The sequence below is a fragment of the Duganella kummerowiae genome (assembly GCF_053572355.1).
This window is the reverse complement of the sequence record NZ_JBKFEH010000008.1, coordinates 109,396-128,929: the sequence shown is the minus strand read 5'-3', so window position 1 is coordinate 128,929 and position 19,534 is coordinate 109,396. Positions and strand designations below refer to the sequence as shown.

At 65.0% G+C, this 19,534-nt stretch carries 19 protein-coding genes; 17 read left to right on the top strand and 2 right to left on the bottom strand.

What is annotated here, in order from left to right:
- Positions 1 to 9 precede the first annotated feature (9 nt).
- The 7 genes from recN to can all read left to right on the top strand — a co-directional run bounded on the left by recN (position 10) and on the right by can (position 8,548).
- Positions 10 to 1,662 carry a DNA repair protein RecN gene (recN, locus tag ACLB1G_RS08385; protein ID WP_491626747.1) on the top strand — a complete coding sequence of 551 codons (1,653 nt, stop codon included), beginning with the start codon at positions 10 to 12 and terminating at the stop codon, positions 1,660 to 1,662.
- Between the two features lie 154 nt (positions 1,663 to 1,816).
- A complete protein-coding gene (locus tag ACLB1G_RS08380) occupies positions 1,817 to 2,542 on the top strand; it encodes an NYN domain-containing protein (RefSeq protein WP_491626746.1) in 726 nt (241 codons plus the stop codon).
- 87 nt (positions 2,543 to 2,629) lie between these two features.
- A complete protein-coding gene (gene hemH / locus ACLB1G_RS08375) occupies positions 2,630 to 3,739 on the top strand; it encodes a ferrochelatase (RefSeq protein ID WP_491626745.1) in 1,110 nt (369 codons plus the stop codon).
- Positions 3,740 to 3,964: 225 nt separating this feature from the next.
- The gene (grpE, locus tag ACLB1G_RS08370; RefSeq protein ID WP_491626744.1) at positions 3,965 to 4,498 is read left to right on the top strand and encodes a nucleotide exchange factor GrpE; all 534 of its coding nucleotides are present in this window, start codon (positions 3,965 to 3,967) and stop codon (positions 4,496 to 4,498) included.
- Positions 4,499 to 4,587: 89 nt separating this feature from the next.
- The gene (gene dnaK, locus ACLB1G_RS08365) at positions 4,588 to 6,531 is read left to right on the top strand and encodes a molecular chaperone DnaK (RefSeq protein ID WP_491626743.1); all 1,944 of its coding nucleotides are present in this window, start codon (positions 4,588 to 4,590) and stop codon (positions 6,529 to 6,531) included.
- A gap of 132 nt (positions 6,532 to 6,663) precedes the next feature.
- Complete coding sequence (dnaJ, locus tag ACLB1G_RS08360; protein WP_491626742.1) at positions 6,664 to 7,782, top strand: molecular chaperone DnaJ; 1,119 nt, start codon at positions 6,664 to 6,666, stop codon at positions 7,780 to 7,782.
- Between the two features lie 79 nt (positions 7,783 to 7,861).
- Complete coding sequence (gene can, locus ACLB1G_RS08355) at positions 7,862 to 8,548, top strand: carbonate dehydratase (protein ID WP_491626741.1); 687 nt, start codon at positions 7,862 to 7,864, stop codon at positions 8,546 to 8,548.
- A gap of 21 nt (positions 8,549 to 8,569) precedes the next feature.
- Here can and ACLB1G_RS08350 read toward each other — a convergent pair whose 3' ends face one another.
- Complete coding sequence (locus ACLB1G_RS08350) at positions 8,570 to 9,343, bottom strand: substrate-binding periplasmic protein (protein ID WP_491626740.1); 774 nt, start codon at positions 9,341 to 9,343, stop codon at positions 8,570 to 8,572.
- On the bottom strand, positions 9,343 to 10,932 hold the full coding sequence (locus ACLB1G_RS08345) for a methyl-accepting chemotaxis protein (RefSeq protein WP_491626739.1): 1,590 nt from the start codon (positions 10,930 to 10,932) through the stop codon (positions 9,343 to 9,345). Before ACLB1G_RS08345 ends, ACLB1G_RS08350 begins: the two co-directional genes overlap by 1 nt.
- A 167-nt stretch (positions 10,933 to 11,099) precedes the next feature.
- On the opposite strand from ACLB1G_RS08345, the gene ACLB1G_RS08340 reads away from it, so the two are divergent.
- From ACLB1G_RS08340 to ACLB1G_RS08295, 10 genes are all read left to right on the top strand, one after another.
- Entirely contained in the window at positions 11,100 to 11,687 is a 588-nt protein-coding gene (locus ACLB1G_RS08340; RefSeq protein WP_491626738.1) for a TetR/AcrR family transcriptional regulator, read from the top strand.
- Positions 11,688 to 11,830: 143 nt separating this feature from the next.
- Entirely contained in the window at positions 11,831 to 12,460 is a 630-nt protein-coding gene (locus ACLB1G_RS08335) for an ANTAR domain-containing response regulator (RefSeq protein ID WP_491627264.1), read from the top strand.
- 277 nt (positions 12,461 to 12,737) lie between these two features.
- Positions 12,738 to 14,027, top strand: a complete 1,290-nt coding sequence (locus ACLB1G_RS08330) for a CmpA/NrtA family ABC transporter substrate-binding protein (RefSeq protein ID WP_491626737.1) — start codon at positions 12,738 to 12,740, stop codon at positions 14,025 to 14,027.
- 30 nt (positions 14,028 to 14,057) lie between these two features.
- On the top strand, positions 14,058 to 14,999 hold the full coding sequence (gene ntrB, locus ACLB1G_RS08325; RefSeq protein WP_491626736.1) for a nitrate ABC transporter permease: 942 nt from the start codon (positions 14,058 to 14,060) through the stop codon (positions 14,997 to 14,999).
- Between the two features lie 10 nt (positions 15,000 to 15,009).
- Entirely contained in the window at positions 15,010 to 15,816 is an 807-nt protein-coding gene (locus tag ACLB1G_RS08320; protein ID WP_491626735.1) for an ABC transporter ATP-binding protein, read from the top strand.
- Positions 15,816 to 16,487, top strand: coding sequence for a methyl-accepting chemotaxis protein (locus tag ACLB1G_RS08315; RefSeq protein WP_491626734.1), 672 nt, complete (start codon positions 15,816 to 15,818; stop codon positions 16,485 to 16,487). The genes ACLB1G_RS08320 and ACLB1G_RS08315 overlap by 1 nt, the downstream gene beginning before the upstream one ends.
- Before the next feature lie 11 nt (positions 16,488 to 16,498).
- Positions 16,499 to 17,302, top strand: coding sequence for a uroporphyrinogen-III C-methyltransferase (gene cobA, locus ACLB1G_RS08310; RefSeq protein ID WP_491627263.1), 804 nt, complete (start codon positions 16,499 to 16,501; stop codon positions 17,300 to 17,302).
- Between the two features lie 94 nt (positions 17,303 to 17,396).
- Positions 17,397 to 17,645, top strand: coding sequence for a hypothetical protein (locus ACLB1G_RS08305; protein WP_491626733.1), 249 nt, complete (start codon positions 17,397 to 17,399; stop codon positions 17,643 to 17,645).
- On the top strand, positions 17,642 to 17,950 hold the full coding sequence (locus ACLB1G_RS08300; protein WP_491626732.1) for a hypothetical protein: 309 nt from the start codon (positions 17,642 to 17,644) through the stop codon (positions 17,948 to 17,950). Before ACLB1G_RS08305 ends, ACLB1G_RS08300 begins: the two co-directional genes overlap by 4 nt.
- A gap of 287 nt (positions 17,951 to 18,237) precedes the next feature.
- The gene (locus ACLB1G_RS08295; RefSeq protein WP_491626731.1) at positions 18,238 to 19,533 is read left to right on the top strand and encodes an MFS transporter; all 1,296 of its coding nucleotides are present in this window, start codon (positions 18,238 to 18,240) and stop codon (positions 19,531 to 19,533) included.
- Position 19,534: the final 1 nt, after the last annotated feature.

The following is a 19,534-nucleotide window of genomic DNA, read 5'->3' as shown; positions in this document are numbered from 1 at the left end:
CACACTTCCATGCTGCGTACCCTGTCCATCCGCGACTTCGTGATCGTCGACCAGATCGAACTGGAATTTTCCGCCGGCTTCACCGTGTTCACCGGCGAGACCGGGGCCGGCAAGTCCATCCTGATCGATGCGCTGACCCTTGCGCTGGGCGGCCGCGGCGACGCCAGCGTGGTGCGCGAGGGCGCGGCCAAGGCCGATATCACGGCCGATTTCGCCCCCGGCGAGGCGGCCCGCGCCTGGCTGGCCGCGCATGAATTCGCGGTGGAGGAGGGCGGCGCCCTGCTGCGCCGCGTGATCGACAACGCCGGCCGTACCAAGGCCTACATCAACGGCGTGGCCGCCACGGCGGCCCAGCTGCGCGAGCTGGGCGACCTGCTGGTGGACATTCACGGCCAGCATGCGCACCAGTCGCTGCTCAAGTCAGACGCCCAGCGCATGCTGCTCGACAGCCAGGCCGGCGCGGCCGACCAGGTGCGCGCCGTCTTGCATGCTTACCGGGCATGGCGCGCGCTGGCCAGGCAGCTGGAGGAATTCGAGACCAACGCGGCCAACGTGCTGTACGAGCGCGAACGGCTGGAGTGGCAGGTGGGCGAGCTGGAAAAGCTGGCGCCCAAGCCCGGCGAGTGGGCCGAGGTCAGCCTGGAACAGAGCCGCTTGTCGCACGCGGCCAGCCTGCTGGAGGGCGTGCAGGAGGCGCTGTCGGTGCTGTCGGAATCGGATGAGAACCCGGTGCTGTCGCACCTGTCGTCGCTGAACCAGAAGCTGGGCAAGCTGGCCGGCATCGACAGCGGCCTGCAGGCCGTGGTGGACCTGGTGGAACCGGCCCGTATCCAGCTGCAGGAAGCCGTGTATGCGCTCAACACCTACCTGGACAAGGTGGACCTGGACCCGTCGCGCCTGCGCGAGGTCGACGCCCGCATGGAAGCCCTGCATTCGGCCGCGCGCAAATACCGCGTGGAGGAAGAGCAGCTGCCGCAGGAGCTGGACCGGTTGTCGTCCCAGCTGCGCCAGCTGGCCGACGCCACCGACCTCGATGGCTTGCGCCAGCAGGAGCAAAAGCTCAAGGCCGCCTACCTGGACGTGGCGCAGCGCCTGTCGCAGACGCGCGCCAAGGCTGCACGCCAGCTGGGCGAGGCCGTCACCAGCGCCATGCAGGAGCTGAGCATGGGCGGCGGCCGCTTCGAAGTCGCGCTGAACGGCTGCGAGCCGGGCGCGCACGGGGTCGAGCAGGTGGAATTCCTGGTGGCCGGCCACGCCGGGGTGGCGCCGCGTCCGCTGGCCAAGGTGGCCTCGGGCGGCGAGCTGGCGCGCATCTCGCTGGCCATTTCCGTGATCACCTCCAAGGCCGCTACCACGCCCACCCTTATCTTCGACGAGGTCGACAGCGGCATCGGCGGCGGCGTGGCCGAGGTGGTGGGCCGGCTGCTGCGGCGCCTGGGCCAGGAGCGCCAGGTGCTGTGCGTGACCCACTTGCCGCAGGTGGCCAGCCAGGCCGGCCAGCATTTCCAGGTGGCCAAGGGCGCAGCGCCCGGCGGCCGCACCGCCTCGCGCATCCACGTGCTCGATCCGGCCGCGCGGGTGGAGGAAGTGGCGCGCATGCTGGGCGGCCTGGAAATCACCGCCACCACGCGCCAGCACGCCCGCGAGCTGCTGGCTTCCTGATGCGAGTAGCGGTCACTTGATTAACCGGCTTGACTGTTTCGATAATTTGTCCGACCATGGCTAAACCACTCATCTCTCGCAAGTCCGTCGTTGGTCTTGGGTGAGAAGGAAAAGCCGCTCGATAGGGCGGCTTTTTCACATCCGAGAGGTAAACATGCCGCAAAGCTCTCCGCACAGGACGGCGGTCTATATCGACGGCTGTAATTTGTACTATAGCCGGCTGCGGCACAGTCAGTACAAATGGCTGGATGTTGCCGGCTTGTTTGATGCGATCCTGGCGCAGCGCGATCAGAACGAGATTTTGTGTAAGCTTAAATTCTTCACTGCGCCGGTGCTTGCGAATTTTTCCACACACGGTGTGGCCTCCGAGACTGCGCAGAGTGCTTATCATCGTGCGCTGTACGCACTGCACCAACATCGCGTCGAGGTCATCAACGGAAAACATAGCTATGATCGCAGCGGGAGCCTGATGCCGCTGTTCGTTGACGGTGCGCGTTACGACCGCGGCCTGCGCGTACGGGTCTGGAAGCTCGAGGAAAAGAAAACAGACGTGAACCTCGCTCTGCATATGTATCGCGACGTGGCAAAAGGTCGCTATGACCGTATTGTCCTAGTTTCCAATGATAGCGACGCCGAGCCAGCCTTGGCGGCCGTACGCGAAGATTTCCCTGGTGTGGTCATCGGCTTGGTCAGCCCGGTGAGGCCACCCGAGGCTGGCGAAAAAGCGAAGCGCCGGCTGAGCGGGTCACTTGCCAAATATGCTGATTGGATAGTTCCGTATTTGAGCGACGAGCAGCTTTTGGCGGCCCAGTTGCCCAGCCTGGTTTTGACCCGCAAAAAGCCGATCGTCAAGCCAAGGCACTGGTTCGAAGACAGCTGAAATGATCCGCTGGCATAGGGAGCAATGTGCAGCCGGGTGAATTCACTATAATGGCTAGTTATTCATCTTCAGCCAGCCGCCCGCCACATGAGCTTTCAAGCAGAACCGCCCCATACCCACGGCAGCGCCAGCCGCAGCGCCATTGTCCTGGTCAACCTCGGCACGCCGGACGCGCCGACCCGTTCCGCCGTGCGCCGCTACCTGAAGCAGTTCCTGTCCGATCCGCGCGTGGTGGAAATCCCGCGCGCCATCTGGTGGTGCATCCTGCACCTGATCATCCTGCCGTTCCGCTCCGGCCAGTCGGCCAAAAAATACGCGTCGATCTGGACCGAGGACGGCTCGCCGCTGAGGATCAACACCGCCGCCCAGGCCCAGGGCCTGCGCGCCGTGCTGGGCCAGCGCGGCCACGATGACCTGACCGTGGCCATGGCCATGCGCTACGGCTCGCCCGCGCTGCCCGACGTGCTGGCCAAGCTCAAGGCCGACGGCCATCAGCGTATCCTGGTGCTGCCGGCCTATCCGCAGTATTCCGGCACCACCACCGGCTCCATCTACGACGCCGTGTTCCAGCACTACGGCTCGGTGCGCAACATTCCCGAGCTGCGCTTGGTGCGCAACTACCACGACCACGAGGCGTACATCGACGCCCTGCGCCAGAGCGTGCTGGCCTACTGGGAGCAGCACGGCCGCGGCGAAAAACTGTTGCTGAGCTTCCACGGCGTGCCCAAGCGCACCCTGCTGCTGGGCGACCCCTACCACTGCGAGTGCCTGAAGACGGCGCGCCTGCTGGCCGCCAGCCTCAAGCTGCGTCCCGATCAATGCCTGGTCACCTTCCAGTCGCGCTTCGGCAAGGCTGAGTGGCTGCAGCCCTATACCGCGCCCACCGTGGCCCAGCTGGCCCGCGACGGCGTAAAGAATCTGGACATCCTATGCCCGGGTTTCACCAGCGACTGCCTGGAAACCCTGGAGGAAATCGCCATGGAAGTGCGGCATGAATTCCTGTCCAACGGCGGCAAGCAGTTCCACTATATTCCTTGCCTGAACGATAACCCGGCCTGGATACGCGGCCTGGGCGAGATCGCCGAGCAGCACCTGATCGGCTGGCCGACGCAGCTGGGCCCCGCCGAGCGCGAGGCGCGCCGCCGCGACGCCGACACCGGCCGCGCCGCCGCCCTGGAGCGTGGCGCCAGCCAGTAAGCCCTTGCGGAAAAAGCGACAACATAGCCAACTGAATACCGTAGCACCGTCATCAGCACTTGCAGGGGAGGAGTGCCAGCCTGTTAAAATAGCCGGCTTGTAGTGTTGACGGCAGCGCTTGCGGGGGTTGTGGAATACCCCTTGAAAAAGAGTGGATATTGCCCCACTTGCTGCCCGTGCAGTCATTCTGTCATGTCAAAAAAATACGATCAGTAGGAGTCTTAGATGCAAGATCAGGAAAACCAAGCCGTACCCAGCCCGGAGTCGGACCCTGCGGCGGTCCCGCCTGCGACTCCCCAGTCGTCCCTGGAACAGCAGCTGGCCGAGACCGAGGCGCGCCTGGCCGAGATGCATGACGCCTTCATGCGCGCCAAGGCCGACGGTGAAAACATCCGCCGCCGCGCGCAGGAAGACGTGGCCAAGGCCCACAAGTTCGCCGTGGAGAGCTTTGCCGAGGCCATGGTGCCCGTCAAGGACAGCCTGGAGATGGCCCTGAAAGTGGAATCGCCCTCGCTCGATTCGCTCAAGGAAGGCGTGGAAATGACGCTCAAGCAGCTCAATTCCGCCTTCGAGAAAAACCGCCTGCTGGAAATCCTGCCTGCCCAGGGCGAGAAGCTGGACCCCAACAAGCACCAGGCCGTGGCCGTGGTGCCGGCCGAGCAGGAAGCCAATACCGTGGTGGCCGTGCTGCAGAAGGGCTACATGATCGCGGACCGCCTGTTGCGCCCGGCCATCGTGACCGCCGCCGCGCCGAAATAATTGCTGGCGTTCATCGCTAAGCACTTGAAAACATACAGCATTCCCACATATCAGTTCTATCTGAACTCTAGCAAATAAGGAATAACATCATGGGCAAGATTATCGGTATCGACCTGGGGACCACCAACTCCTGCGTTTCCATCGTGGAAAACGGCCAGCCCAAGGTCATTGAAAACGCCGAAGGCGCGCGCACCACGCCTTCCATCATCGCTTACCAGGAAGACGGCGAGATCCTGGTCGGTTCGCCGGCCAAGCGCCAGGCCGTGACCAACCCGAAAAACACCCTGTTCGCCGTCAAGCGCCTGATCGGCCGTAAATTCGAGGAAAAAGAAGTCCAGAAGGACATCGCGCTGATGCCGTACAGCATCACCAAAGCCGACAACGGCGACGCCTGGATCGGCGTGCGCGACAAGAAACTGGCGCCGCCGCAAATCTCCGCCGAAGTGCTGCGCAAGATGAAGAAAACCGCCGAGGACTACCTGGGCGAAGAAGTGACCGAGGCCGTGATCACCGTGCCGGCCTACTTCAACGACTCGCAGCGCCAGGCCACCAAGGACGCCGGCCGTATCGCCGGCCTGGACGTCAAGCGCATCATCAACGAGCCGACCGCGGCCGCGCTGGCCTTCGGCCTGGACAAGGCTGAAAAGGGCGACCGCAAGATTGCCGTGTATGACCTGGGCGGCGGGACCTTCGACGTGTCCATCATTGAAATCGCCGACGTGGATGGCGAGAAGCAGTTCGAAGTGCTGTCGACCAACGGCGACACCTTCCTGGGCGGCGAAGACTTCGACCAGCGCGTGATCGACTACATCATCGATGAATTCAAGAAGATCAACGGCCTGGACCTGAAAAAAGACCCGATCGCCCTGCAGCGCATCAAGGCGTCGGCCGAGCGCGCCAAGATCGAGCTGTCGTCCTCGCAGCAGACCGAGATCAACGAGCCCTACATCGCGATGGCCAACGGCGCCCCGGTCCACCTGACCCTGAAGATGACCCGCGCCAAGCTGGAATCGCTGGTGGAAGAGCTGATCAACGCCACCATCGAACCGTGCCGCACCGCCATCAAGGATGCCGGCGTGAAAGTGTCGGACATCGATGACATCATCCTGGTGGGCGGCATGACCCGCATGCCCAAGGTGCAGGAAAAGGTCAAGGAGTTCTTCGGCAAGGAGCCGCGCAAGGACGTGAACCCGGACGAGGCCGTTGCTGTCGGCGCCGCCATCCAGGGCTCGGTGCTGTCGGGCGACCGCAAGGACCTGCTGCTGCTGGACGTGACCCCGCTGTCGCTGGGTATCGAAACCCTGGGCGGCGTGATGACCAAGATGATCCACAAGAACACCACGATCCCGACCAAGTTCTCGCAGGTGTTCTCGACCGCCGACGACAACCAGCCGGCCGTGACCATCAAGGTCTACCAGGGCGAGCGTGAAATCGCAGCCGGCAACAAGGGCCTGGGCGAGTTCAACCTGGAAGGCATCCCGCCGGCCCCGCGCGGCACCCCGCAGATCGAAGTGACCTTCGACATCGACGCCAACGGCATCCTGCACGTGGGCGCCAAGGACAAGGCCACCGGCAAGGAAAACAAGATCACCATCAAGGCCAACTCGGGCCTGACCGAGGCCGAGATCCAGAAGATGGTGAAGGATGCCGAGCTGAACGCCGAGGAAGACAAGAAGGTCAAGGAACTGGCCGAGTCGCGCAACCAGGCCGACGCCCTGGTGCACTCGACCCGCAAGTCCCTGACCGAATACGGCGACAAGCTGGACGCCGGCGAGAAAGAGAAGATCGAAGCCGCCATCACCGAGCTGGAAGGCTCAATCAAGTCGGGCGACAAGGCCGAGATCGACGCCAAGGTGGCCGCGCTGTCCACCGCCTCGCAGAAACTGGGCGAGAAGATGTACGCCGACATGCAGGCCCAGCAGGCTGCCGGCGGTGAAGGCGCCCAGCCTGGCGCCGGCGCCGGCGCCGAACAAGCCAAGCCGCAGGACGACGTGGTGGACGCCGACTTCAAGGAAGTGAAAGACAGCAAGTAAGCCAGCCCCGCCAGCCCCGCGCCGCAGGCGCGGGGCGCGGACATGCCGAGCCGTGTTGCCGTAGCTGCGGCGGCCGGCTCGGCTTTTTCGCGTAATCAGTACACAGCATACATACAGCAAGGTCCCTGGAAAATGGCAAAGCGTGATTTCTACGAGACACTCGGTGTCGCCAAAAACGCGTCGGAAGACGAAATCAAGAAGGCCTATCGCAAACTGGCGATGAAGTACCATCCCGACCGCAATCCGGATTCCAAGGATGCGGAAGAGAAGTTCAAGGAAGTCAAGGAAGCCTACGAGATGCTGACCAATCCGGAGAAGCGCGAGGCCTATGACCGCTATGGCCATGCCGGCGTCGATCCCAACATGGGCGGCGGTGGCGGCTTTGGCGGCGGCGGCTTCGGCGACGCCTTTGGTGACATCTTCGGCGACATCTTCGGCGGCGGCCGCCGCAGCGCCGGTCCCCAGGTCTACCGTGGCGCCGACCTGCGCTACAACCTGGAGATCACGCTGGAGCAGGCCGCGCACGGCTTCGACACCACCATCCGCGTGCCGTCCTGGGACAAGTGCGACACCTGCCACGGTTCCGGCGCCAAGCCCGGCACCTCGCCGGTGACCTGCTCGACCTGCGGCGGACACGGCCAGGTGCGCATGCAGCAGGGCTTCTTCAGCATCCAGCAGACCTGCCCCAAGTGCCACGGCACCGGCAAGGTCATCCCCGAGCCGTGCACGGCCTGCTCGGGCCAGGGCCGCATCAAGCGCAACAAGACCCTGGAAGTGAAGATCCCGGTCGGCATCGACAACGGCATGCGCATCCGCTCGTCCGGCAACGGCGAACCGGGCACCAATGGCGGCCCGTCCGGCGACCTGTATGTGGAGATCCACATCAAGCCGCACCCGGTGTTCCAGCGCGAAGGCGACGACCTGCACTGCGAGATGCCGATCTCGTTCACCAAGGCGGCCCTGGGCGGCGAGATCGAAGTACCCACCCTGTCCGGCAAGGTGGCCTTCACCATCCCCGAGGGCACCCAGTCGGGCAAGACCTTCCGCCTCAAGGGCAAGGGCATCAAGGGCGTGCGCTCCGGCTTCGCGGGCGATCTGTTCTGCCATGTGGCGGTCGAGACCCCGGTCAAGCTGACCGACAAGCAAAAGGAAATGCTGCGCGAGTTCGAGCGCTCGACCACCGAGGGCGGCAACAAGCACAGCCCGCAAACCAAGACCTGGCGCGACAAGGTCAAGGACTTCTTCGAGTAATCCGCCCGCCGCGTAATCACCAGACCGCCGCTCCGCATCACGCAGACCGGCGGTCTTTTCATGTAGAGAGAGGAACACCATGAGCGTACCGGACCCGGAGCAGGGCGTATCGCCGCTGCATCATCTGCTGGACAACAACCGGCACTGGGCCGAGGCCCAGGTGGCGCGCGACCCCGGCTACTTCCAGCGCCTGGCGCAGCAAGCCTCGCCGGAATACCTGTGGATAGGCTGCTCGGACAGCCGGGTGCCGGCCAATGAACTGCTGGGCCTGCTGCCGGGCGACGTCTTCGTCCACCGCAACATCGCCAACGTGGTGGTGCATTCCGACCTGAACTGCCTGTCGGTGCTGCAGTTCGCCATCGAGGTGCTGAAGGTCAAGCACGTCATCATCGTCGGCCACTACGGCTGCAAGGGCGTGCACGCGGCCCTGACCGGCACTAGGGTGGGGCTGGTGGACAACTGGCTGCGCCACGTGCAGGACGTGGGCCACAAGCATGAGCGCTACCTGGGCGACACCCTGCCCAGCGCACGCCGTTCCGAGCGCCTGTGCGAGCTGAACGTGGTGGAGCAGGTCAACAACGTGTGCCAGACCACCATCGTGCAGGATGCCTGGGAACGCGGCCAGGAGCTGACCGTGCACGGCTGGGTCTATGGCCTGCGCGACGGCAAGCTGCACGACCTCGGCATGACGGTGGCGGCCGGCCACGAACTGGCGCCGCGCATGGCGGCGCGGCTGCAGCGCTACGCCGCGATCGACGGCCTGTAAGACGCTGGCCTCCAGGGCCGTTCAGCGCAGTCCGTAGCGGCTGCGGATGCGCTGAGCGCTGCCATCCTGGCGCATGCCGGCCATGGCGTCGTCTATCCGCTTGAGCAAGCGCGGCGCCACGCGCTGGCGGTTGAACATCAGGTAGCCCGGGCTGGCCTGCAGCGCGGCCCCGGCCAGGCGCACGCGCTGCGCCGCGCCCAGCCTGTGCAGCGTGGCCCAGCCGCCGGCCCGGTCGCTGACCACCACGTCGACGCGGCCGGCCAGCAGCTTGCGGAAGCTCGCTTCCGCGCTGGCCGAGTAGTCGATCCGGGCCAGCGTGCCGCCCGCCACGGCGGTATCGATGGCTACGCCATGGCTGGCCCCGCGCACCAGCCCCAGGGTGTGGCCGGACAGGCTGGCCAGCTTGCCGTCGTAGCGCAGCGCCGAGTCGCGGCGCACGAACAGCACCAGTTCCTGGCGCAGCAGCGGCTGGGCCGAAAATGCGTAGCGCGCGGCCCGTTCCGGCGTCCTGGCGACAATGAACATGCCGTCCGCGTCGCCGTGGCGCATCAGGGCCATGGCCCGCGCCAGCGGGTACAGCCGCACCTGCGGCTGCACGTGCACGCGCGCGCAGAGGGCCGCCACCAGGTCGGCCGCCGCACCGCCGGCCCGGCCGTCAGGCCCTGCCTGCACGTAGGGAGGGGCTTCGACGCTGAGCAGATGCAAGTGCAGGGGCAGGTGTAGCGGCGGCGGAGCCGCCGCCGCCGCGCAGGCGGCCGGCAGGAGCCACGCCAGCGCGGCCAGTCGGCAGCGCATCAGGCCATCAGGGCCAGGGCCCGGCCCTGGACCTGGCTGGCCGGCGCGATCTGGAAGCGGCACACGTTGGCGCGCAGGCTCTCGGCCTGGCTGGCCAGGGCGCGGGTGGCTGCGGTGGCTTCTTCCACCAGCGCGGCGTTCTGCTGGGTCACGTCGTCCATGCTGGTAATGGCGGCGTTGACTTGCTCCACGCCCGAGCGCTGTTCCACCGAGGCCGCCACCACCTGGCGCATGATGTTGTTCACGCTGTCGATGGCGCTGGAAATGTCGCTCATGGCGCGTCCCGCCTCGGTCACGGCGGATGAGCCGCTATCGATATCGGACACCGAGGCCAGGATCAGCTGGCGGATTTCGTGCGAGGCGGCCGCGCAGCGCTGCGCCAGGGCGCGCACCTCGCTGGCGACCACGGCGAAGCCGCGGCCCTGCTCGCCTGCGCGCGCCGCTTCCACCGCCGCGTTCAGGGCCAGGATGTTGGTCTGGAAGGCGATCCCCTCGATGGTGCCGATCACCTCGGTCATGCGGGTGCTGCTCTTGGACACCTGGTCCATGGTGGCCATCACCCGCGCCACCACCTGGCCGCCGGCGGCGGCGCTGTGTAGCGCGGTCTCGGCCAGTCGCTGGCCGTGCGCGGCGCTGTCGCTGTTATTGCCGATGGTGGAAGTGATCTCCTCCATGCTGGCGGCGGTCTGCTCCAGCGCCGAGGCCTGGGACTCGGTGCGGCGCGACAGGTCGTTGTTGCCTTCGGCGATCTGGCCGGATGCGCTGGCGATGGCATCGGCCGAGCCCTGGATCTCGCTGACCAGGGAGTTCAGGCTGACGCGCATTTGTTCCAGCGACGCCAGCAGGCTGTCACGCGGCAGGTGCGCGGTATCGATGCCGTGGGCCAGGTCGCCGCTGGCGATCGCGCGCGCCAGGGCCTGGGCCTCGGTCGGATCGCCGCCCAGCTGGCGCATGGTGCCGCGCAGCAGGATGGTACTGATGGCCATGCCCATCAGCAGCACGGCGCCGCTCAGCACCGCGATGATGCCGTAGGCGCGCGCGGCGCTGTCCTTGGCGGAGACGCCGGCCTCCTCGTTCAGGGCGATTTCCTTGGCTTTCAGCCTGGCCGCGGCATCGACCCAGGCCCGCTGCAGCGGACGCAGCTTGTTGATCGCCAGCTCGGTGGCGCGCTGGTGATCGCCGCTCAATCCCGCATCGACCACTTCCTGCAGCACGGGCAGCGCGGCGCGCTCCTGTTCCTGCAGCAGGGCGTAGAGCTGCTTTTCTTCGGCCGTGGTGGACGGTTCCTGATCGAACAGCCGGCCCAGCTTGATATAGTTGTCGCGATAGATGGCGTCCTGTTTCCTGATGCGTTCCTGTTCCTTTTCCAGCATGCCGGCATCGCTCAGCAGGATGATGTTGCGTACCGCGATCATGCGATCCTGGATCGAGGCCGCCAGTTCGCCGGCGTACAGCATTTCCGGATTATTGATGTCGAGAATCTCCCGCACGTTGCGGTCCAGTGCCTTCACACTCAGCATGCCGGCCCCGCCTATCACCAGCGCCAACGACACCAGCAGCCCCAAACCCAGCATTAAACGATATTTCAACTTCAACTTTCTCTCCCTTTAACTGGTTTAACTATACTGCACGGATAGTACACCATTTGTTTTTGGAAAACATGATTGCAATGCCGCATATGCATCGCATACAGGCCGCCTTGGGAGAGGGGGTGTAGTAAAATTACGGTTAACACTTACACCTAAAAACAACGGTCATGAACCCAACTTATAGCGCGCGCAGCAGCAACCGCGATGCGCTTCTGAACGCCCTCGAATCCATCCTGGCGGAGGGGGGAGTGCACCTTGTCACACTGGACGAGGTTGCATCCCGGGCTGGCATCACCAAGGGCGGCTTGATCTATCACTTCAAATCCAAGGAAGCCTTGCTAGTGGGGCTGGTGGAGCGCATGTACTCGCGCTTGGAGGCCAACTGTGCGCCGCCGGGGGCGGACCCCCATTCCCTGAAGCATTTCCTCACCGCACGCATCCACTATGCTTTCGGTCTCAGCGAGCGGGAAAAGCGCTTGATGGGCAGCCTGCTGGTGGCCTCATCGACCTACCCGGCGGTGATGGGCCCGGTGCGCCGCATGTATGAAACCGGCACCGAAGCCCTGGCGCGCTTCCAGGACAGCGCAGGGGTAGGGCTGTCGGTATGGACCACGCTGGATGGGTTTGTGTTATTGGAAATGCTCAACATCCGCCGTTTTACCGAACAGGAAAAACAGCAGATGCAGGCCACGCTGCTGGCGATGGTCGAGCAGCAGTTTGCCGACACGCCGGCTGAGCGGACTGACGCGGACTGACGCGGACTGACGCGGACTGAGGCGCGGCGCAGGCCGGGCTGGCGAAATCCGGCGGTTGTACCGTAGAATCTCGAAATCCACATTCCGAATACTGGTTTGGTTCTTGCTTCGCCGTAAGCCAATGCCCCGACCGTGTCCCCATGATGAGCTCCCGCAACTTGCGCATAGTCGTAGTCAACACCATCATCCACGCTGGACTGGAGGACGACGAGGCATTGCGCGCCCAGGCCGAACGGGCCCGTATCCTGCGCATCGGCCTGCTGGAAGCGGGCTATGACATCATCGCCTCGCTGCCGCCCGATATGTATCTGCCCGAGCGCATCGCCCAGCTGCAGCCCGACATGATCATCGTGGACGCCGAGTCCGACGCGCGCGACGTGCTGGAGCACATCGTCATCGCCACCCGCGACGAGCGCCGCCCCATCGTCATGTTCACCGAGAGCGACGACCAGGAGAGCATGGAGGCGGCGGTGGCGGCCGGGGTGTCGGCCTACATCGTGGCCGGCTTGCACAGCGACCGCATCAAGCCGGTGCTCAACGTGGCCCTGGCGCGCTTCAAGCGCGAGCAGAAGCTGCTGGAGGAGCTGTCCGACACCAAGAGCAAGCTGGCCGAGCGCAAGGTGATCGAGCGGGCCAAGGGCCTCTTGATGCAGCGCCAGAACTTCACCGAGGAGCAGGCGTATCAAAAGCTGCGCTCCATGGCCATGAGCAAGAACCTCAAGCTGTCCGACGTGGCGCAGCGCATCCTCGACGTCGAGGATTTGCTGGGCTGATGCACCATCCAGAATGATGCATTGCGCAATCGCGGTGCGTTAATGTTCACCAATGCGCCACCAAGCGGTGCGCATTCCTCCCTTTGAAACCGATTTGCCCCTGAGAGTGCCTGGCACGCTCATTGCATACGCTATAGGCAAAGCGCAATGATGCGCTTGCTGCGATTTCGCCAACGGCGGTGGAATCCACCAGACAACGACGTCTACCGATCATGAATCCGTTCATGAGGGTGGACGTTTTTTTTTGCCCCAACCAGTTAAAGCCGACTACAAAGGGATGACCATGAAAGACCACCAGCTACACGAGAAAAGCACCTTGCCAGAGGTAACGGACACCGTTAATGTGCCCCGCAGGAATTTTATTCATGGTGCAGCTCTGGTAGCGGGAGGAAGTATGTTGGGATTGGCAACAGGCGGTGTGTGGGCGGCAGGGTCGGACAAGCCGGAAAAGGAGGAAATCAAGATCGGCTTCATTCCGCTGACCGACTGCGCTTCCGTGGTCATGGCCTCGGTATTGGGCTTCGATAAGAAATACGGGGTGAAGTTCGTGCTCAGCAAGGAAGCCTCCTGGGCCGGCGTGCGGGACAAGCTGAACAACGGCGACCTGGACGCCGCCCACGTGCTGTACGGCCTGCTGTACGGCGTGCAGATGGGCATCGGCGGCCAGAAGAAGGACATGGCCGTCCTGATGAGCCTGAACAACAATGGCCAGGCCATCACCCTGTCCAAGAAACTGGCCGACAAGGGCGCGGTGGACGGCGCCTCGCTGGCCAAGCTGATGAACAGCGACAAGCGCGACTACACCTTTGCCCAGACCTTCCCGACAGGCACCCACGCCATGTGGCTGTACTACTGGCTGGCCGCCAACGGCATCAATCCGATGAAGGACGCCAAGGTCATCACCGTGCCGCCGCCGCAGATGGTGGCCAATATGCGGGTCGGCAACATGGACGGCTTCTGCGTGGGCGAGCCGTGGAACCACCGCGCCATCATGGACGGCGTGGGCATTACCGCCACCACCACCCAGGACATCTGGAAGGATCACCCCGAAAAGGTGCTGGGCTGCACGCTGGAATTTGCGAAAAAGTACCCGAACACCTGCCGCGCCGCCATCGCCGCCATCCTGGAGGCGGGCAAGTGGATCGACGCCTCGCTGGCCAACAAGAACAAGATGGCCGAGGCCATCGCCGACAAGTCCTATGTCAACACCAGCAAGGACGCCATCGACCAGCGCATCATGGGCCGCTACCAGAATGGCCTGGGCAAGACCTGGGACGATCCCAACCACATGAAGTTCTACAACGATGGCGCGGTCAACTTCCCCTACCTGTCGGACGGCATGTGGTTCATGACCCAGCACCGCCGCTGGGGCCTGCTGAAGGATGACCCGGATTACCTGGCGGTCGCCACTTCGGTCAACCAGATCCAGCTGTACAAGGATGCCGCCGCCATGACCAGCACCCCCGTGCCCAAGAGCCCGCTGCGCAGCTCCAAGCTCATGGACGGTTCAGTCTGGGATGGCAAGAACCCCAAGGCCTACGCGGCCTCCTTCAAAGTCAAAGCCTGAGCGTCATTCACCTTTTGAAAAGGAAATGTCATGAGCGCCATGTTGAAAACTGGAGCCCCGCTGCAGCCTGCGGCCGCCATCACCGATGTCGCCGCCGTGCTGGCCACCGATGCCAGCCCGGCCAACGCTGGCGCCCCGGTGCGTCCGCGTCCGCCGCGCGCGCCGGTGTCGCTGGCCGCGCGCGGTCCGGGCCGCGCCGCCACCCTGCTGAAAAAAGTGCTGCCGCCGCTGGCCGGCCTGGCCCTGATGGTGCTGGTGTGGCAGCTGATCGCCGCCAACAACAGCAGCTTCCCGACCCCGCTGGCCACCTTCGGGGAAGCCGCCAAGCTGTTTGCCGACCCGTTCTACCGCAACAGCCCGAACGACCAGGGCATAGGCTGGAACGTGCTGGCCTCGCTGCAGCGGGTGGCGGTGGGCTTCGGCCTGGCCGCCCTGGTCGGCATCCCGCTGGGTTTTGCCATCGGCCGGGTCGGCTTCCTGAACGCCATGTTCGGTCCCATCATCAGCCTGCTCAAGCCGGTCTCGCCGCTGGCCTGGCTGCCGATCGGCCTGCTGGTGTTCAAGTCGGCCAATCCGGCCGCCATCTGGTCCATCTTCATCTGCTCGATCTGGCCCATGATCATCAACACTGCCGTCGGCGTGCAGCGCGTGCCGCAGGATTACATGAACGTGGCGCGCGTACTGAACCTGAGCGAGTGGAAAATCCTGACCAAGATCCTGCTGCCCTCGGCGCTGCCCTACATGCTGACCGGCGTGCGCCTGGCCATCGGCACCGCCTGGCTGGTGATCGTGGCGGCCGAGATGCTGACCGGCGGCGTCGGTATCGGCTTCTGGGTATGGGATGAGTGGAACAACCTGAACGTGCCGCACATCATCATCGCCATCGTGGTGATTGGCGTGGTCGGCCTGCTGCTGGAACAGGCGCTGATGGCACTGGCCCGCGCATTCACCTACGAACAAGTCGCCAACTGAGGGGGGCATCATGGAAGATCCGAAATTCATCGATATCCAGAACGCCGAGATGGTGTTCCACACCAAAAAGGGCGTGTTCCATGCGCTGCGCGACATCAACCTGCAAGTGCGCAAGGGCGAATTCATCACCCTGATCGGCCACTCGGGCTGCGGCAAGTCCACCCTGCTGAACCTGATCGCCGGCCTGCTGAAGCCCACCGACGGCGTGCTGCTGTGCGCCAACCGCGAGATTGCCGGCCCGTCGCCGGAGCGCTCGGTGGTGTTCCAGAACCATTCGCTGCTGCCCTGGCTGACCTGCTACGAGAATATCCACCTGGGCGTGGAGCGCGTGTTCGGCCGCGCCGAGACCCGCAGCCAGCTGCGCGAACGCACCATGAACGCGCTGGCGCTGGTGGGACTGACGGCGGCCGAGCAAAAGCGCCCGCACGAGATCTCGGGCGGCATGAAGCAGCGCGTCGGCATTGCCCGCGCGCTGGCCATGGAGCCCAAGGTGCTGCTGATGGACGAGCCCTTCGGCGCCCTGGACGCGCTGACCCGGGCCCACCTGCAGGACGAGCTGCTGAAGATCGTGGCCGCCACCAAGTCCACCGTGGTGATGGTGACGCACGACGTGGACGAGGCGGTGCTGCTGTCCAACCGCATCGTCATGATGACCAACGGCCCGGCCGCCACCATAGGCGAGATCGTCAACGTGGAACTGGAGCACCCGCGCGACCGCGTGGCCCTGGCCCAGGATGCGCGCTACACCGAGTACCGCAGCGCCGTGCTGGAATTCCTGTACCGCAAACAAGCCCATCCCGCCAAGGAAGCCGCGTAATGTCAGCCGCCGCAATCCCGTCCGCCGTCCCGGCCGCCGACGCCAAACCCATCCCGGGCGAGGTGTTCGGTGCGCTGATCAACCTGTCGGGCCGGCGCCGCTTCACCTCGCAGCGCATCGTGCTGTACGCGCTGCTGGCGCGCCAGGGCGAGGCCGATGCGCTGGCCACGGCGCGCGAGGCGCTGGGGCTGTTCCGCGGCGCCCATGCGGCGCTGCTGAAGGAAGCGGACGGATTGCCCGGCGTGTTTTGCAGGGAGTTGCAGCAGGCGTATTTCGGTCCCCTCCAGGGCGACAGCCAGATCGTGCAGTTCATGGACCTGGCCGAGCGTACCTTGACCGCCATCGAGCGCGGCTGGACCCAGTGCGAGCAGCTGCTGGCGCAGCTGGTGAACAGCACCACGCCGACCCTGTCCATCCTCAACCAGATCACCGCCATCTACGAGGAACAGGCCAAGCTGCACGCGCGCCTGATGAAAAAGCAGCTGCGCGGCGTGATCACCGATATCGAGACCATTGCCAAGCAGGCGCGCATGGTGGCCTTCAACGCCCGCATCGTGGCGGCGCGCGCCGGCCCGGCCGGCAAGGAATTCTCCGTGGTGGCCGGCGTGCTGGCCAACATCACGGGCGAGATCGACGAGATGGTCAGCACCGCGCTGGCCACCGCAGCTTGAGGGAGAGGATGATGCATAGCCAAGATAGTGTGACCCAAGGTAGTGTGACCCGAGGTAGTGTCACCCTGGTCGGCGCCGGTCCCGGCGACCCGGAACTGCTGACCATCAAGGCCATGCGCGCCATAGCACGCGCCGACGTGCTGCTGGTGGACGACCTGGTCAGCGAGGACATCATGGCGCATGCGCCGGCCACGGCGCGCGTGATCCAGGTCGGCAAGCGCGGCGGCTGCGCCTCCACGCCGCAGGAATTCATCGAGCGCCTGATGGTGCAGGAAGCCCGCGCCGGCCACCACGTGGTGCGTCTCAAGGGCGGCGACCCCTATATGTTCGGACGCGGCGGCGAGGAACGCGCCACCCTGCGCGCCCATGGCATTGCGGTCGACGTGGTGCCCGGCATCAGCAGCGGCCTGGCGGCGCCCACCAGCATCGGCGTGCCCATCACGCACCGCGCCTGGAGCCAGGGCGCCGTGTTCGTCACCGGCCACGGCAAGGATGCGGCGTCGGAACCCAACTGGAAGGCGCTGGCGCAAAGCCGCCTGACGCTGGTGATCTACATGGGCGTGGCGCGCTGCGAGGCCATCCAGGCCGGCCTGCTCTCGGGCGGTGCAGCGGCCGATACCCCGGTGGCCGTGGTGCAATCGGCCAGCCGCGCCAACCAGCAGCAGCTGCTGACCACCCTGGGCCAGCTGCCGCAGGCCCTGCGCGACAGCGGCCTGGGCAGCCCCAGCATCATCATCGTGGGCGATGTGGTGCGCTGCGCCGACCAGTGGCAGGGGCTGGCGCAGCAGGAGGGGCAGGCGAAGGCCTCGGCCTGAATCGTTGCCCGCCCGTACCGAACGGGCCTTACACCGCCCGCCTGCTAGGATCTGTGTTCATTGGCGCAACGCCAATCCGGATCGTGGAGGCGCTATGGTCAGCAAACCGTTGTTACGGTCCGTGTCGTATGACGGCTTCGATATTCAAACCGCTGCCTGCTTGCGCAACGCCATGTGGTATCCGGAGTACGAGATCTCCCTGGCGGGGCTGGTGGTATCGCCCTGGCGTGCGCCGGACATCGACGGCCGCCGCAGCGAGGAGGACGCCTGCGACTGGGCTGTCCACCTGGCCATGGCCGATATCGACATCGGGCTGAAACGGCTGTTCAGGAGCGCGCCATGACGAGCAGGCGCGCCGGCATCGAGGCCATGCGTCCCGATCTGACCTTGTTGGACTGGGCGGACAGTGCCCTGGAATTGTGGAGCGCGGGCGCCGCGCTCAGCTATATGCAGCATCAGGGCCTCGCCACCGAAACGGTGATGCGGACGCTGATGTTGAGCCAGCGGCTGCGCAACGCCGCTGTTCCCGCCGCCGGTAATGCGCCCGTATCGGATGCCCAGCACGAGGAATCGGCGCTGGACGATGCCCTGGCGGCCAGTTTTCCGGCCAGCGACCCGGTCGCCATCACCATCACCCGCTGCCCCTAGGTGTGCACCGTTCCCGCGCACCGATACCGTGCGCGATGCACCGCAACATTGCACCAAATCCCAGCTTTTCATTCCCTCCAGCAGCTTTTGCCCCCATTTGCCCCTGAAACCGCCTGGCACGCTGATTGCATAGATAAACGCCAAGAGGTCAACGGCGATCTCCTGCAGTAAGCACGAATACATGGCTGGTCCAAGGACGGACCGGCAGGACAACGGCGTCCGCCCAACCCGGTCTTTGCGGCCTGAGGTTGAGCGGGCGCCTTTTTGTTTTTTGAACGGGATAAAACATGGCCAGCAAAGCTACCAGCATCAAGCTCTTCTCGATCTCCACGCCCCAGATGCGGGCCTTCCACCTGACCTGGATGGCGTTCTTTGTGTGCTTCTTCGCCTGGTTCGCCTGCGCACCGCTGATGCCGGTGATCAAAGGCGAATTCGGCCTGACGCCGGGGCAGATCGCCAACATCAATATCGCGGCCGTGGCCGTCACCATCCTCGTGCGCCTGATCGTCGGCCCGCTGTGCGACCACTACGGCCCGCGCAAGGCCTACACCGGCCTGCTGCTGCTGGGCTCCATCCCCGTGATCGGCGTGGCCTTCGCCCAGACCTATGAGAGCTTCTTGTTCTTCCGCCTCGCCATAGGCGCGGCCGGCGCCAGCTTTGTCATCACCCAGTACCACACCTCGGTGATGTTCGCGCCCAAGGTGGTGGGCACCGCCAACGCGGCCGCCGCCGGCTGGGGCAACGCCGGCGGCGGCGTGGCGCAAGCCGCCATGCCGCTGCTGATGACCGCCATGATCATGCTGGGCGTGAGCGAGGGTTACGGCTGGCGCGCCGCCCTGATCGTGCCGGGCGTGCTGATGATCATCATGGCTTTCGTCTACTACCGTTTTACCCAGGACTGCCCGCAGGGTAACTTCAAGGAACTGCGTGCGGCCGGCATCGCCATCGACGGAGGCAAGAAAGGCGGGTGGGATTCGTTCAAGCTGGCCGCCGCCAACTACCGCGTGTGGCTGCTGTTCATCACCTACGGCGCCTGCTTCGGCATCGAGATCTTCATCCACAACATCGCCGCCACCTACTACGTCGACCACTTCAAGCTGTCGCTGGCGCAGGCCGGGATGGCGGCCGGCAGCTTCGGCCTGCTGGCGCTGTTCGCCCGCGCCCTGGGCGGCTGGGTATCCGACAAGTTTGCCGCCGCCGGCAACCTGAACAACCGCGTCACCCTGCTGTTCGTGCTGATGCTGGGCGAGGGCGCCGGCCTGCTGATGTTCGCCCACGCCGGCAACGCCGCGCTGGCCATTGCCGCCATGCTGGTGTTCGGCCTGTTCACCCACATGGCCTGCGGCGCCACCTACGCCGTGGTGCCCTTCGTCGACAAGCGCGCCCTGGGCGGCGTGGCCGGCATCATCGGCGCCGGCGGCAACGTGGGCGCGGTGGCCGCCGGCTTCCTGATGAAGGGCACCGGCGACGTGCAGCGTACCCTCAGCATTCTCGGCATCCTGGTGGCCATCTCCGCCCTGTGCGCCCTGGCCGCGCGCTTCAGCAGCGCCACCGTACAAGAAACCGCAGTCGCCCCCGTTTAAA

Coding starts and splice junctions, on each gene's coding strand:
- recN (WP_491626747.1), top strand. CDS start 10: ATGCTGCGTACCCTGTCCATCCGCGACTTCGTGATCGTCGACCAGATC.
- ACLB1G_RS08380 (WP_491626746.1), top strand. CDS start 1,817: ATGCCGCAAAGCTCTCCGCACAGGACGGCGGTCTATATCGACGGCTGT.
- hemH (WP_491626745.1), top strand. CDS start 2,630: ATGAGCTTTCAAGCAGAACCGCCCCATACCCACGGCAGCGCCAGCCGC.
- grpE (WP_491626744.1), top strand. CDS start 3,965: ATGCAAGATCAGGAAAACCAAGCCGTACCCAGCCCGGAGTCGGACCCT.
- dnaK (WP_491626743.1), top strand. CDS start 4,588: ATGGGCAAGATTATCGGTATCGACCTGGGGACCACCAACTCCTGCGTT.
- dnaJ (WP_491626742.1), top strand. CDS start 6,664: ATGGCAAAGCGTGATTTCTACGAGACACTCGGTGTCGCCAAAAACGCG.
- can (WP_491626741.1), top strand. CDS start 7,862: ATGAGCGTACCGGACCCGGAGCAGGGCGTATCGCCGCTGCATCATCTG.
- ACLB1G_RS08350 (WP_491626740.1), bottom strand. CDS start 9,343: ATGCGCTGCCGACTGGCCGCGCTGGCGTGGCTCCTGCCGGCCGCCTGC.
- ACLB1G_RS08340 (WP_491626738.1), top strand. CDS start 11,100: ATGAACCCAACTTATAGCGCGCGCAGCAGCAACCGCGATGCGCTTCTG.
- ACLB1G_RS08335 (WP_491627264.1), top strand. CDS start 11,831: ATGAGCTCCCGCAACTTGCGCATAGTCGTAGTCAACACCATCATCCAC.
- ACLB1G_RS08330 (WP_491626737.1), top strand. CDS start 12,738: ATGACCATGAAAGACCACCAGCTACACGAGAAAAGCACCTTGCCAGAG.
- ntrB (WP_491626736.1), top strand. CDS start 14,058: ATGAGCGCCATGTTGAAAACTGGAGCCCCGCTGCAGCCTGCGGCCGCC.
- ACLB1G_RS08320 (WP_491626735.1), top strand. CDS start 15,010: ATGGAAGATCCGAAATTCATCGATATCCAGAACGCCGAGATGGTGTTC.
- ACLB1G_RS08315 (WP_491626734.1), top strand. CDS start 15,816: ATGTCAGCCGCCGCAATCCCGTCCGCCGTCCCGGCCGCCGACGCCAAA.
- cobA (WP_491627263.1), top strand. CDS start 16,499: ATGCATAGCCAAGATAGTGTGACCCAAGGTAGTGTGACCCGAGGTAGT.
- ACLB1G_RS08305 (WP_491626733.1), top strand. CDS start 17,397: ATGGTCAGCAAACCGTTGTTACGGTCCGTGTCGTATGACGGCTTCGAT.
- ACLB1G_RS08300 (WP_491626732.1), top strand. CDS start 17,642: ATGACGAGCAGGCGCGCCGGCATCGAGGCCATGCGTCCCGATCTGACC.
- ACLB1G_RS08295 (WP_491626731.1), top strand. CDS start 18,238: ATGGCCAGCAAAGCTACCAGCATCAAGCTCTTCTCGATCTCCACGCCC.